We start from the raw sequence: 12670 nt of genomic DNA on the forward strand, positions 1-12670 counted from the left end.
GGCGCGACCCGATAGGTCGAACGCAAGACACTTTCTGTGGCGGCGCGAACCGCCGCGCATGCCCCCCAGCCCTCCACCGACGAGCGACGCCTCGTCGCGGGCGACGGCACGGTGGCGCGACCGCGCCATCTCGCGTCGTGACGCCCTCGCTGCGACCGGAAGCGCCGCCGTCGCCGCGCTCGCCGGCTGTCTCGGCACCGATGCGTCGGCCGCGACCGTGAACGCGGCGCCCTGGCCGATGCAGGGCTACGACGCCGGCCGGACGAACCACCGCGCGGACGCGAAGCCACCCCGTAGCGACCTCGCGGTCGCGTGGCGGGGCGACCTCCCCGAGCGGTGGCCGTCGACCCGCCAGCCGGTCGCGTACGACGACCTCGTCGTCGTCCCGAACGACGGCGTCGTCGGACTCGACCGCGAGGACGGCAGCGAGCGGTTCGCGCTCCACCCTACCGAACGCGGGCTGGCTGTCGCGGCCGCCGACGGCTACCGGACGCCGACGCTCGTCACCGGCAGCACCAGCACCGTCCTCGGCCTCGACGCGACCGGCGGCGTCGATACCGGCGTCGGGAAGCGCGTCGCGGAACGCTGGCAGGTGGGCGGCGACGACGACGGCCCGTTCCCGGGCGGACTGCTCGGCGGCGACGACGTACTCGCGGGGACGACGCCCGTGGCCGCCGACGGCGTCGTCTACCACGCGAGCCCCGACGCTGCGGTGGTCGCGCGCGACGCGGCGAGCGGCCGGGAGCGCTGGCGGCACGTCGGCGAACGCGGTGGCGGGTTCTTCGCGGTCGGCGAGCACGTCTACGTCGCGACGTTCGGCGAGTCCGTTCGCGCGCTCGACCCCGCGGACGGACGCGTCGTCTGGACGCACCGCGAGCGCGACGGCGACCCGAACCGCTGGACGGGCGTCTCGGCGGCTGACGGTGACGTGTTCGTGAACGACGGGCGCGGGGTCACGGCGCTCGACGCGACCGACGGCGGGCGCGTGCGCTGGCGGTCCGGCGACGGCGAGCGAACGGACGTCAGGACGGACTACGGCGTGCCGACCGTCGTCGACGACCGCGTGCTCCTCTCGGGGTTCGACGCGGTGTACGGCTTCGACCGGGAGACGGGCGAGCGCGTCTGGAAGCGCGCGCTCGACCCGACCGACCCGCGGCACGTCGCGGCCGCGGGCGACCTCGCGTTCGTCCCGACCGAGGGCGATGGACTGGTCGCGCTGCACGCTGCGACCGGCCGCACGGCGTGGGAGTTCGCCCCGCCGGACGCGTGGGAGGTCGGCCCGCCGGTCGTCGCCGACGGTCGCCTCTACGCCGTCGCCGGCAACGCGCTCGTCTGCCTGGAGGGGTCGCGATGACGGTCACGGAGGCGGTCCGCGAGCAGCACGAGCGCGACGGTCGAGGTGGACGGGACGCGGCCGACGACCGCGGCGACGGCGACCGTGGCGGTGGCGGGGACGAGCCCCGCGGGCCGGACCCGTCGAAGCCGGTGCGGCGCGCGTTCGGCGTCGTCTCGCGACGACCGGTACTCCTGTTCGCGTTCGCGCTCGCGGCTGTCGTGGTGGCGGCCGCGGACGTCGCGCGCATCCTCGACCCGGTCGGGAACGCGACCCCGAACGTCATCGGGGGCGGCCTGTCGTTCTCGTTCCTCGCGTACCCGACCGGGACGCGCGTCACGATGGTCACGCCTGGTTCGCTCGTCGGCCTCCAGCCGTGGTGGCTGCTGGCGACGGTCGTCCTCGGCGCTATCGGGCCGCTCGCGGCGGGCGTGGCGACGACGTGGACGGTCGCGCGGGCGGCGAACCGCGAGGTGACCGTCGAGCGCGCGCTCGCGACGACCACGTACGTCGTCGCGGTCGCGGCCGCCTGGCACGCCTCGGTCTGGCTCCTCGAGGTGTTCCCGGCGGCGGTCGCACCGCTCCTCCTCGTCGGCCTCTGGCTGTCCGCGCGCCTGTTCCCGGCGCCCGCGCTCGCCGCGCTCGACCTCTCGCCGCTCGACGCGGCGAGCGAGGCGTACGCGCTCACTCGCGGTCGAGCGTTCGGCTGCTTCCTGTCCGTGCTCGGCGCCGGGACGCTCGGAAGCCTCCTCGCGGACCTCGGGACCGTCGCCGCTATCTCGCAGAGCGACCCGAAGTTCGCGCTCGGAACCGTCCTGAGTTACACGTTCGCGGGCGCCATCGGCGCGGTCGCAGCGACAATTTACGCCGTCGAGGCGCGCGAAGAACGCGAACAGTGGCGTGCGGCACGCGAGGAACGCCAACAGGGACGAGCCGGCAGCGAGGACGAGCGGCGAAACGGAAACTGACTTGGCCGCGCCGCCGCGAGGACCGAGCATGACAGACTCCGACGCCGGCGCGACCGACGTCGACGGTGACGGGAGCGCGATGGACGCCTCGACTGCACTCGCCGGGGCGCGCGGGAAGCTCGCGCTCGCCGCGGTGTTCCTCGTCGCCATCGTCGCCGCCGAACTCACGGACGTCAGCGCGCCCGCGGTCGGCCTCGACACGGCGTTCGACGTGCAGGCCGCCATCGTCGGGACGTTCATCGTCCTCTTCGGGGGCGCACAGATCAGTCACGCGACGGACGTCGCCGGAAGTGCGGACGACGGCACCGCCAGCCAGTTGCAGCGCGGCGGCGCGGTCATCGTGCTCGGCGGGCTCGTCGTGCTCGCGGTCGCCTTCCTCTGACCCCGTGGCGCGTGGCACTGGCACGCCGCGCCAGCGACGTGGCGGGCGTGCGATTCGTTCGCACAGGTAGCGAGTCGTTTATTCGCTCGGGCCACGTACAACGGTCGAATTGTTCGTCGGTCACTCGCTGGTCGCGTTCGCCGTGGTCGCCGCCGTCGCCAGCCGCGCGTTCGACGTGGACGGCCGGCGGGCGCTCGTCCTCGGTGCGATAGCGGGTGCGTTCGCGGCGGTCCCGGACGCGGACATGGCGTACGCCGCGACGGGCGTCCTCGACGTCGCGCTCGCCGCGACCGTCGGCGCTGGCGGCGCTGTCGGTGGCAGTGAGGGCGTGTTCGCGGTGACGGGCGCGTTCTGGGCGGCGTCGACGATCGTCCACCGGTCGATGACGCACTCGCTCGTCGTCGCCCCGGTCGCCGCCGTCGGGTTCGCGCTCCTCGTGCATCGCGGGCAGCGCGTGCGACTCGCGGTCGCCGTCGGCGCCGGCGTCCTCGCCGCGCTCGCCGCGCTCGCGGTGGTCGTCCACGGCGCACTCGGGTTGTTCGTGTTCGCGGCGTTCGTCGCCGCAGGCGTCGGCGTCGCCGCCGTCGTCCGCTACGGCACCACGCTCGACGCCCGCGGGACGTTCGTGCTCGCGCTCGTCGGGCTCGCCTCCCACCCGTTCGGGGACGTGTTCACGGGCGAGCCGCCCGCGCTCCTCTGGCCGCTCGACGCCCGCGCCCTCGACGCCCGCGTCGCGCTCTCGACCGACCCGACGCTGCACCTGCTCGGCGCGTTCGCGCTCGAACTCGCCGTCATCGCGCTCGCACTCGTCGTGTACGCCGACCTCGCCGAGCGGTCGGTGCGGCCGTCGCCGCGCGCACTCCTCGGCGTCGCTGGCGGGCTCGCGGCGCTCGCGCTCCCCGCGCCGACGCTCGACGTCTCCTATCACTTCGTGTTCTCCGTGCTCGCCGTCGGCGTCGTCGCCGCCAGCCCGGGCCTCGCCGCGACCGCGCGCCGCCTCGTCGCTCGCGGTCGCGCCGCACTCGCCGCCGCCGCCCCACGCCCAGTGTTCGCCGACGGCGGCCACACCGTCGCCGCGCCCGCCGACCACGACCGCGCGCTTCGCGCGCTCGCCACCGCCGTCGCGACCGTCGCGCTCGCACTCGGCGCGTACGCCGTCGGCTACCTCGTCGTCGCCTGAGCGGACGACTCGTCGCGCAGTCGCCACGCTCGGTACGCAAGCAACGTTGCCGCCGCCGCCAACGCGACGCCGGGGAGCGCGAACAGGAGGTTCGGCGAGCATCCCGCAGCGATACAGAGCGCGTGCTCGAACGACTGCTGGACGAGGACCGCGCCAGCGAGCGCCATCGCCGTCGCGCCGACGACGCGCACGCGAACCGCAACCACAGCTAGACCAGGACCTCGACCTCGTAGCCGGCGTCGCGGATCGCCTCGATGAGCTCCTCGACGTGGTCGTGCCCGCGGGTCTCGAGGTCGATCTCGACCTCGGTGTCGGCCATCCCGATCTGGCGGCTCGTGCGGTCGTGCTGGATGGCGTAGATGTTCGCCTTCTTCGCGCTGATGACGTCCAGCAGGTCCTGGAGGCTCCCGGGGCGGTCCCGGAGGACGGTCTTGATCTTCACGTACCGGCCGGTGGCGACGAGGCCGCGCATGATGACGGTCGTGAGCGTGTTCAGGTCGATGTTCCCGCCGCACATCGCGGGCACGATGACCTCTCCCTCCTCGAAGTCGAACTTCTCGAAGAGCAGCGCCGCGAGCGGCGCGGCGCCCGCGCCCTCGACGAGCGTCTTCCCGCGTTCGAGGACGTACGTGAGCGCCATCGCGATCTCGGGGTCGCTGACGGTGACGACCTCGTCCACGCGCTCGCGGATGACCTCGAACGGCTGGTCGCCGACCCTGCGGGTTGCGATACCGTCCGCGATGGTGTCGACGCTATCGCGCTCGTATATCTCGCCCTTCTGGAGGCTCTGCGCGACGCTGGAGGCGCCCTCGGCCTGCACGCCGACGATGCGGACGTCGGGATTCCGGCCCTTGACCGCGGTCGCGATACCCGAGATGAGGCCGCCGCCGCCGATGGGGACGAGCAGCGTCTCGACCTCCGGGAGGTCGTCCATGATCTCCAGGCCGATTGTGCCCTGGCCCGCCATCACGTACGGGTCGTCGAAGGCGTGCACGTACGTCCGGTCCTCGGATTCCTCGAGTTCGTGCGCGTGGTCCGCCGCTTCGTTGTAGTCCGCGCCGTACAGCACGACCTCCGCGCCGTAGCTCTGGGTCGCGTTGATCTTCGAGATGGGCGCGTACTCCGGCATCACGATCTTCGAGTCGACGCCCGACCGCGACGCGGCGAGCGCCACGCCCTGCGCGTGATTGCCCGCGCTCGCCGTGACGACGCCCTTGTCCCGGGCCTCCTGGGGGAGCGTCATGATGCGGTTGGTCGCGCCCCGTATCTTGAACGACCCGGTGCGCTGGAAGTTCTCCATCTTCAGGTGGACCTCCGCACCCGTCATGTCCGAGAACGTATGCGAGTACTCGATCGGTGTGTGCCGCGACGTCTCCCGTACCCGCTCCAGGGCTTCCTCCACGTCCGCGAGTTCTATCATGCCACGAGATTCCCGGCCCGCCCGCTAATCGTTTTCGGGGCGAGCGAACCGTGGACCGCTCAAGCGGAACCGTCGCCTCGCGACGGCGGGCCTGGCGCGGTCAGTGCTGGTGGTGGACGGGGAACGCGACCTCGACCGTCGTCTTGTACTCCGTGATGCGACCGTCCTCGACGTTCGCCGTCCAGTCCTCCACCTCGATGCCGCTGATGTTCTCGACCGACTCGTTGGCCTGCGCGAGCGCTTCGGCCGCGGCGTCCTCCCAGGATTCGGTCGACGTTCCGAGCACCTTGATTATTTTCACTGCCGTCATGGCAGTCGACGTTGGTCGCGAACCGGCTTTGGTATGCGCGCACCCCGGGAGCGGTATGGGTCCGTTAGTGGAGTGAAAGGTCTTGCATCCGGGGTTGCACTAGCCTTTTACGCTCGCACGGGGAACGGTAGCGCAATGGGTCTCAGGTGTTCGCTCATCGGCCACGACTGGGGCGAGAGCGAGATAGAGCGCGATCGCGACGAACAGGGAAGCGAGGTGGTGTTGACGGTCCGCGAGTACGAGGTGTGTGCGCGCTGTGACGACCGGAACCTCATCAGCGAGAACACGGAGGTGACGACGCTCGCGACCGACGACGAGGCGGCGCCGGCCGAGCGTGCGCCGGAACCGACGCGCGACGGCACCGAGGCGCCCGAAGCGGGCGACGGCGCGGCGGCAGAACCGACGGCCGACGCGGCTGGCGCGGCCGACGCGGCCGAGGCGGGTGACGTGGACGCCGAGCCGGGGACGGACGCGACCGGCGATGGTGCCGACACGCACGGTGACGCAGCAGCGCACGAGGGTGCGCCCGCAGAAGCTGGGGCGGCCGAGATAATCGGCGGCGACGCCGGGTCGACCGACGGCGACGGGACCGACGCGACGGCCGCTGACGCGACGGCCGCCGACGAGACCGCTGCCGACGCGGCCGACGACGAGGAACCGCCGGTCGACGACGCGGTCTTCATCGACGACGCGGAGGACGACGCGGGAGAGGGCGCGGACGTCGACGCCGTCGAGGACGCGGTCGCGGACGCCGAGGAACCCGTCGCCGACGCCGCACCGGACCCGCACGGCGACGCCGCACCCGGTGCGACCGGTGACGCGCCCGACGACGACGCACCGGACGCTCCGGCGGCCGCGGACGAGACGGCGGTCGCGGACGACGACGGCGTCGTCCTCGACGACGACGACGGCGACGGTGGAACCGTGGACGACGACCGCGAGCACGGCGAGTGGCCGGACGGCCCCGACGATGCGAGCGCGAGCGCGCCGAATGCGGACGTCTCGGGCGCCGAGACTGGTGCGGGCGACGCGACGACCGGCCAGTTACACGAGTCCGCCGCCGCGGCCGACGGCGACGACGGCTACGACGCGGAGTTCATCGACGACGACACCGCCCGAGAGCAGACCCAGCCGGAGCCCGAGCAGGCGTCGGATTCGCCGAGCGGTATCAAGTCCGCCGGGGAGACCGCACCACCGGGACAACGCCACTCTCGGACCGGCGAGCTCGTCTGTCCGAACTGCCAGAACGCCGAGAGCGCGGACCGGACGAGCCTCCGCGCGGGCGACATCTGCCCCGAGTGCCGGAAGGGCTACCTGAGCAACCCCGGCGAGTGACGAAACAGGTAAACCACCGCCCGCCAATGTGCCTTCCATGAAGGAGTACAAGATGCGTCGTGGCGAGTACCTCGAGGAAAGAATCCCGGACCTCGAAGGAACCGTCGAGGAGACCTTCGGCCCCATCACTGGCACGGAGGAGTTCAAGGGCAGCGACCTGTTCGTCGTCGGGGAACCCGACAACCCCGTGTTCGAGCGCATCGTCGTCGGCGCCGTCGAGTACGGCTCGAAGAAGGACAAGCTCGCCGTCGAGTTCCACGAGCGCGACCCGACGGAGCTCTCCCCCGACGAGCTCGAGGCCGCCGAGGAAGCGGTCTCGGCGAAGAACGAGTTCCTCCTCGACGCGACCGGTCGCGACGCGAAGGCGCGCCGCGACTCCCTGAAGCGCTCGGTCGAGGACGACCCCGACCACGACGTCGACGCCTGAATCGCGACGTCGACGCCGGAGACGCCACCCTCGTTCGTTCTCTCTTCGTTCCCGTAGCGACGCGGCCGAGCAGCAGGACGGAACCGGCGTCCTGGCGGACGCCACGCTGGTGCGACCGGTAGCCTACCTGGATCGAGGAGAGGGTCCCGCCGTTCACGGCGGGCGTGAATCCGACAACAGAGACACAGCCGGCGACACCGCTCAGTCTGGGGTATCTAGGTCGTTCGCCGCGTGGAGCAACATCCCTTCCCACGTCAGGCCGTGGTCGTTCTTGATTCGACTCAACCGTTCATGCACGTCGTCGTCGACGACAACGTGGATGTTCTTCGCCATACATACATACAAAAACTAAACATACATTAGTCTTCGGATGCAACGACCTGTTGATGAAGCGCACCAACGAGTTCGTCGTACGCCCCCGCTCCGAGAAGGACGAGGAGCTACTGCGACGACTGTTGGACGCTTCTGCCGCACTCTGGAACGAAATCAACTACGAGCGCCGCGAGAACTACGCCGACCCGGACGGCGACGTCTGGGACATCAGCGAGTACCGCGGACGCTACGGTGGCACGCTCGGTGCGTCCACCGTCCAACAGGTCGAGCGGAAGAACCGCGAAGCGTGGCGGTCGTTCTTCGCACTCCAGGAAACGGGTGAAGCCAACGGCAAACCCGGATTCTGGGGGAGTGGCGACGACCGCGAGCTCCGCACGTACATCCGCAACACGTCGTACACGGTCGAGTGGGGCGACTACTCCCGACTCGAGATTCTGGTCGGCCAAGACCTGAAAGACGAGTACGGGCTTGGCTACCGCGAGCGCCTCCGACTCGAAGTTCGGGGCGACCCGAACTGGAAGGAGTACGACAAGCAGGGCCGGTTGGAGCTTTACTACGATGAGGCTTCGGACGAGTTCAGGGCCTTTCAGCCAGTCACTATCGACAATTCTCGACTGGCACAACCACTGGCTTCGGAAGAAGCCGTCACCAGAAATCCCAGATTTCTGGTTGCCCATCAGACGTAGTCTGATGACCGCGCTGGACATCGGTGCGAACAACCTCGTCGCCTGTACGACCACGACCGGCCAGCAGTACCTCTACGAAGGACGCGGCCTGTTCGAGCGGTTCCGCGAGACGACGCGCGAGATCGCGCGCCTCCAGTCCAAACTGGACGACCAGCGCCGGTCGAGCAAGCGAATCGACCGGCTGTACCGTCGGAGAACCCGGCGTCGCGACCACGCACAGGACGCGCTCGCCCGCGACCTCGTCGAGCGACTGCACGAGGAGGGCGTCGCGACCGTGTACGTCGGCGACCTGACGGACGTTCTCGAAACGAGCTGGTCCGTCCGGGCGAACGAGAAGACACACAACTTCTGGGCGTTCCGCGCGTTCGTCGAGCGACTCGCCAACACCGCCGAGGAGTACTGTATCACGGTCGAAGTGCGTTCGGAAGCGTGGACGTCGCAGACGTGTCCGAACTGTGGGTCGACCGACCGGACGACGCGACACCAGGACACGCTGACGTGCGAGTGTGGCTTCGAGGGCCACGCGGACCTCGTCGCGTCCGAGACGTTCCTGAGACGGCAGACCAACGTAGCAAGGCCGATGGCACGGCCTGTATGCCTCAAGTGGGACGACCACAATTGGTCGGAGTCACCACGCTCTCCCCGTCCCAACGAGGAGCATACGAACCCGCAAGTTGCCTCCGTGGGCCGGTAGTCGATACCCCCAGCGCGAGGAAACCCCGGCGTTCACGCCGGGGAGGATGTCATTGGAGTGCGTTCTGGACGGACGTGGCGACGGTGCGTGCGCGGTCGGCGAGCGCGGGCGGGACGTGGCCGGCGTCGACGGCGGCGTCGAGTTCGTCGTCGTCGACGCGCTCGACGGTGCCGTCCGCGTGTTTGACGACGTCGACGTGGAGGTCGACGTAGCGCGCGCCGTCGGGGAACAGTTCGACGGGCGTGCAGACGTTCACGTACGTTCCCTTCGTCTCGCCGTCCTCGCTCCGGTACACGGTCGGGTACCACCAGTTGCCTTCGGTGAGTTTCGTGATGGCGACGTCGCCTTCCTCGCGCGGGATGCCGAGCGCGTCGTACGTGCCGCCGCCGGTCATGTCGCGTTCGACCGTGAGTTTGCCGGCGTCGGCGTCGAGCGCGGTGATGCGGCCGCGGCCGAGCGTGTAGCGGTCGCCCTCGGGTTTCCCGTGCTCGATGGTGATGGTGCCGTCGTCGCGCGGCCCGAACGCGTCGACGACCGCCGCGAACGGGAGGTCGTCGGTCTCGTCGGCGTCGCCCCACGCGCCGTCGCCGGCGTGCGCGAGCACGCCTTCGGCGAAGTCGACGGCGTCGCTCGCGCTCGCACTCCCGGCTTTGACGCGGTGGTGGCCGGGCATCGTCGTCGCCACCGCGCGCCGGTCGTCGTCGAGCGCGAACCGGGACTCGCGCCCGAACCACACCCACGCCGTCGCCGCCGCGGGGACCTCCTCGAGGCTGGTGTCGAGGCGAACCGGGACGTCGTCCGGGTCGCCGTCGGGGAGTGCGTCGAGTGCACGAGCACGGTCGCTCGCGGCGTCGAGCGCGTCCCCGAGCGCGCTCATGTCGGCGTCGGCGGCGGCGCGCTGCCAGCGGACGCCCCAGCCGTCGGGCGGGTCCGGCTGGAGGAGTTCGGTGGTGCGGACGAGTTCGGTTGCGCGCTCCCCGCGGACGTTCGCGCTGACGCCCGAGCGCGCCCGGTCGAGCGCGACGAGGCCCCCGCGAACGCCGAGCGCTTCGGCGACCTCCGGGCGGTCGTCGCCCCACGGCGGCGCCGCGTCGACGACCTGCACGCGCCGGACGTCCCCGGGTTCGACGTAGCCGTCGGCGTCGTCGAACGGCAGGAACGCCTCGCGGTCGCCGAGGTCGACGACCGCGCCGCTCCCCATGGCGTCCGTGACGGGCGCGAGGAACACCGCCCCCTCGGGCGCCGGGTCGTCCCACGAGAGCGCGTCCACGGCCACGCCCGCGAGGTCCTCGCGGAGCGTCCTGACGGCGTCGGGGTCGCCCGAGAGGCCGACGCCCTGACGGTCCGCGGTCGTCGACGCGGCGACGTCCGCGGGTGCGAACCCGAACTCGTGGTCGAAGCGCTCGCGGATCGGCGGCGACGCCTGCACGACGTCGTGGTCGGCGTCGAGCAGTCGCTGCGTGATGGCAGTCGTGTAGATGCCACGGACGCGCGCCCTCATTCCAGTGCCTCCCGCGTCGGCGCGAACCGCACGCGCTCGTGGACGCTCGGGCCGAGCGACAACTCCACCACGAGCGGGTCGCCCGAATCGGTCGCCCCATAGTCAGCAGCGTCGTCGCCGCTCGCGCGTTCGAGGACGCGGCCGTCCTCGACGTACGCGCCCCACGTCTCGAAGCGGAGCCAGCCGCGCATCTCCGCGGCGTGGGTCGTGACGTCGCAGTAGTCGACGGCGTGCTCGGGGTAGTCGCTCGCGCTGTGCGCCATGTCCATGTCGGAGTACACGACGTCGTGCGCGTCGAAGAACGCGCCGAGCGCCGTCGCGGTCTCGTCGACGAGGGCGGCGACGCGCTCGCTCGCAGCCTGGAGGTCGTCGGTGTCGAGGCCGACCTCGCGGAGCGCGGTCTGCGTGCGCTGGTCGAAGTGCATGCCCGACCGTTCGAGGGTCGCCGGTAAGAAATCCCTCGTCTCCGAGCGGCCGGTCGACGTCGCCGGACGCGCTCGAGGTGTGGTCGTACGATGCGGACGCTGGTCGCGTCGCTCGGCGTGACTGTGGGTTGGCGTACGGAAACTCGTCGCTGCGGTCAGTCGTCGGCGGCGGCGGAGAAGGAGGCGGAGCGCAGAGAATGAGAGGCGGCGGCGGCGTCGTCGTCGGGTGCTGGTCGGTTCGAGAGTGTCGGTACGCGTTTTCGGTCGTTCTCGTCCTCGGGTGTGGGGAGTCCCGGGAAGAGAAGGTTGCTGTTGTCCTCGTCTGTCATTAGCATACGTTGGCTCTTCGTTCCTTATGAATCCCCTCCTTAAACAACTTGTGGTAGCTAATAGCATACAAGGACATTTAAGGACGGGTTGGTGCCACGTCGACGCCCCCGGAAGCACCCGGTCGCGCGCTCGGGTGGAGCGGCGCTCGATGGGGCAACGCTTAGGACCCACGTGCAACAAATCGGGGGCATGAAACGGGGTCGGGATCCGGTCGAGCGCGCCGCGAGCGACGACGAGGACCTCCAGGAGATCGCGACCTGGGAGCCCCGGACGCGACTCGACCGGTTCGCGGTCGGGTTCTACGAACGCATCTTCCCCGCCATCCGCGGTCTCGTCCTCGCCACGGCCGTGCTGTTCACCCTCGCCATCCTCTTCGCGAGCAGCATCGGCACCCCGCGACTCCCCGTCGTCGCGCTGTTCGCCGCACTCTCCGCCGTCCCCGCGCTCGCCCTCGCCGCGTACGTCTACGTCGCGGACGTCACCACGAAGGAACCACTCGACCTCATCGCGGCGACGTTCGCGCTCGCGTTCGTGTTCGCGAGCTTCGCCGCCATCGTCAACACCGCCGCCGAACCGCTGTTCGCGGCGCTCGGCGGCCTCGGCGTCGTCGGGTACTTCCTCCTCATCGTCGCCCCCGGCGAGGAACTCGTGAAGCTGCTCGCCGTCCGGTTCTACGCGTACCGCGACGGCCGATTCGACTCGGTCGTCGACGGCGCGGTCTACGGCGCCGTCGCCGGCCTCGGGTTCGCGACCATCGAGAACGCCATCTACGTCACGGGGTTCGTGCAGCAGGCGACCACCGGCATCGTCGTCGACCAGGCGATCGACATCGCGCAACGCCGCGCACTCGCCGGCCCCGGGCACGTCATCTACTCGGGCATCGCCGGGTACTACCTCGGTCTCGCGAAGTTCGTCGACGAACACCGCGGCGCCGTCGTCCTCAAGGGCCTCGTCATCGCCGCCGGCTTCCACGCCCTCTACAACCTCACCATCGGGTTCGCGCCCGGTATCGTCGGCGGGCTGCTGGGCGTCGGCCCCATCGTCGCGTTCGTCGTCTACGTCGTCGCGTTCGACGGCGTCGCCGGCGGCTTCCTCGTCCTCAAACTCTACAACTACCGGGACGCGTACAATCGCGTCGACGCGGGACGTACCTACGACCCGGACGCGCCCGTGGACGCGACCGAGATCGACCCGAGCACGAACGACGACCCCATCGCACCCGGCGCCAAGCGCGCGCAGTCCGCTCAGGAGGCCGACGAATCGACGGCAACCTGGGGGACGGACGACGCCGAGACCGACGCCGGATGGGAGTCCACCGTCGAGGACGACGACAGCGGCTGGTAGCG

General features: G+C 70.7%; 14 protein-coding genes and 1 pseudogene. 8 read left to right on the forward strand and 7 right to left on the reverse strand.

What is annotated here, in order from left to right; all coding sequences use genetic code 11:
* Positions 1 to 58: 58 nt before the first annotated feature.
* From VYJ16_RS03990 to VYJ16_RS04005, 4 genes are all read left to right on the forward strand, one after another.
* Complete coding sequence (locus VYJ16_RS03990; protein WP_336349014.1) at positions 59 to 1354, forward strand: PQQ-binding-like beta-propeller repeat protein; 1296 nt, start codon at positions 59 to 61, stop codon at positions 1352 to 1354.
* Positions 1351 to 2301, forward strand: a complete 951-nt coding sequence (locus tag VYJ16_RS03995) for a hypothetical protein (RefSeq protein ID WP_336349015.1) — start codon at positions 1351 to 1353, stop codon at positions 2299 to 2301. Before VYJ16_RS03990 ends, VYJ16_RS03995 begins: the two co-directional genes overlap by 4 nt.
* Before the next feature lie 28 nt (positions 2302 to 2329).
* Positions 2330 to 2683, forward strand: coding sequence for a hypothetical protein (locus VYJ16_RS04000; RefSeq protein ID WP_336349016.1), 354 nt, complete (start codon positions 2330 to 2332; stop codon positions 2681 to 2683).
* Positions 2684 to 2792: 109 nt separating this feature from the next.
* The gene (locus tag VYJ16_RS04005; RefSeq protein ID WP_336349017.1) at positions 2793 to 3863 is read left to right on the forward strand and encodes a metal-dependent hydrolase; all 1071 of its coding nucleotides are present in this window, start codon (positions 2793 to 2795) and stop codon (positions 3861 to 3863) included.
* Here the strand turns inward: VYJ16_RS04005 and VYJ16_RS04010 are convergent.
* The 3 genes from VYJ16_RS04010 to VYJ16_RS04020 all read right to left on the reverse strand — a co-directional run bounded on the left by VYJ16_RS04010 (position 3845) and on the right by VYJ16_RS04020 (position 5593).
* Complete coding sequence (locus tag VYJ16_RS04010) at positions 3845 to 4069, reverse strand: hypothetical protein (protein ID WP_336349018.1); 225 nt, start codon at positions 4067 to 4069, stop codon at positions 3845 to 3847. The two genes, VYJ16_RS04005 and VYJ16_RS04010, sit on opposite strands and share 19 nt — an antisense overlap.
* Before the next feature lie 2 nt (positions 4070 to 4071).
* The gene (ilvA, locus tag VYJ16_RS04015; RefSeq protein WP_336349019.1) at positions 4072 to 5283 is read right to left on the reverse strand and encodes a threonine ammonia-lyase; all 1212 of its coding nucleotides are present in this window, start codon (positions 5281 to 5283) and stop codon (positions 4072 to 4074) included.
* Positions 5284 to 5383: 100 nt separating this feature from the next.
* Positions 5384 to 5593: a dodecin family protein gene (locus VYJ16_RS04020; RefSeq protein ID WP_336349020.1), complete on the reverse strand. Its 210-nt coding sequence runs from the start codon at positions 5591 to 5593 to the stop codon at positions 5384 to 5386.
* Between the two features lie 135 nt (positions 5594 to 5728).
* On the opposite strand from VYJ16_RS04020, the gene VYJ16_RS04025 reads away from it, so the two are divergent.
* Together VYJ16_RS04025 and VYJ16_RS04030 are read left to right on the forward strand one after the other, a co-directional pair.
* Entirely contained in the window at positions 5729 to 6928 is a 1200-nt protein-coding gene (locus VYJ16_RS04025; protein ID WP_336349021.1) for a DUF7093 family protein, read from the forward strand.
* Positions 6929 to 6965: 37 nt separating this feature from the next.
* Positions 6966 to 7355 (forward strand): DUF5611 family protein, encoded by a 390-nt coding sequence (locus tag VYJ16_RS04030; RefSeq protein ID WP_336349022.1) that lies wholly within the window; start codon positions 6966 to 6968, stop codon positions 7353 to 7355.
* 201 nt (positions 7356 to 7556) lie between these two features.
* On the opposite strand, the gene VYJ16_RS04035 is transcribed toward VYJ16_RS04030, so the two are convergent.
* Positions 7557 to 7688 carry a hypothetical protein gene (locus tag VYJ16_RS04035; RefSeq protein WP_336349023.1) on the reverse strand — a complete coding sequence of 44 codons (132 nt, stop codon included), beginning with the start codon at positions 7686 to 7688 and terminating at the stop codon, positions 7557 to 7559.
* Positions 7689 to 7741: 53 nt separating this feature from the next.
* Between VYJ16_RS04035 and VYJ16_RS04040 the strand changes: the two are divergent.
* Positions 7742 to 9068: pseudogene (locus tag VYJ16_RS04040) on the forward strand (RNA-guided endonuclease InsQ/TnpB family protein).
* A 49-nt stretch (positions 9069 to 9117) separates the two neighbouring features.
* On the opposite strand, the gene VYJ16_RS04045 reads toward VYJ16_RS04040, so the two are convergent.
* The 3 genes from VYJ16_RS04045 to VYJ16_RS04055 form a co-directional block, all read right to left on the reverse strand.
* Positions 9118 to 10569: a ribonuclease FAU-1 family protein gene (locus tag VYJ16_RS04045; protein WP_336349024.1), complete on the reverse strand. Its 1452-nt coding sequence runs from the start codon at positions 10567 to 10569 to the stop codon at positions 9118 to 9120.
* Entirely contained in the window at positions 10566 to 10994 is a 429-nt protein-coding gene (locus VYJ16_RS04050) for a DUF7532 family protein (RefSeq protein WP_336349025.1), read from the reverse strand. The genes VYJ16_RS04045 and VYJ16_RS04050 overlap by 4 nt, the downstream gene beginning before the upstream one ends.
* Positions 10995 to 11149: 155 nt before the next feature.
* Positions 11150 to 11323: a hypothetical protein gene (locus VYJ16_RS04055; protein WP_336349026.1), complete on the reverse strand. Its 174-nt coding sequence runs from the start codon at positions 11321 to 11323 to the stop codon at positions 11150 to 11152.
* Between the two features lie 190 nt (positions 11324 to 11513).
* Here VYJ16_RS04055 and VYJ16_RS04060 point away from each other — a divergent pair, with 190 nt between their 5' ends.
* Complete coding sequence (locus tag VYJ16_RS04060) at positions 11514 to 12668, forward strand: PrsW family intramembrane metalloprotease (RefSeq protein ID WP_336349027.1); 1155 nt, start codon at positions 11514 to 11516, stop codon at positions 12666 to 12668.
* The last annotated feature ends 2 nt before the right edge of the window (positions 12669 to 12670 follow it).

It is taken from the genome of Halorubellus litoreus (genome assembly GCF_037081675.1).
Taxonomy (GTDB): Archaea; Halobacteriota; Halobacteria; order Halobacteriales; family Natrialbaceae; genus Halorubellus; species Halorubellus litoreus.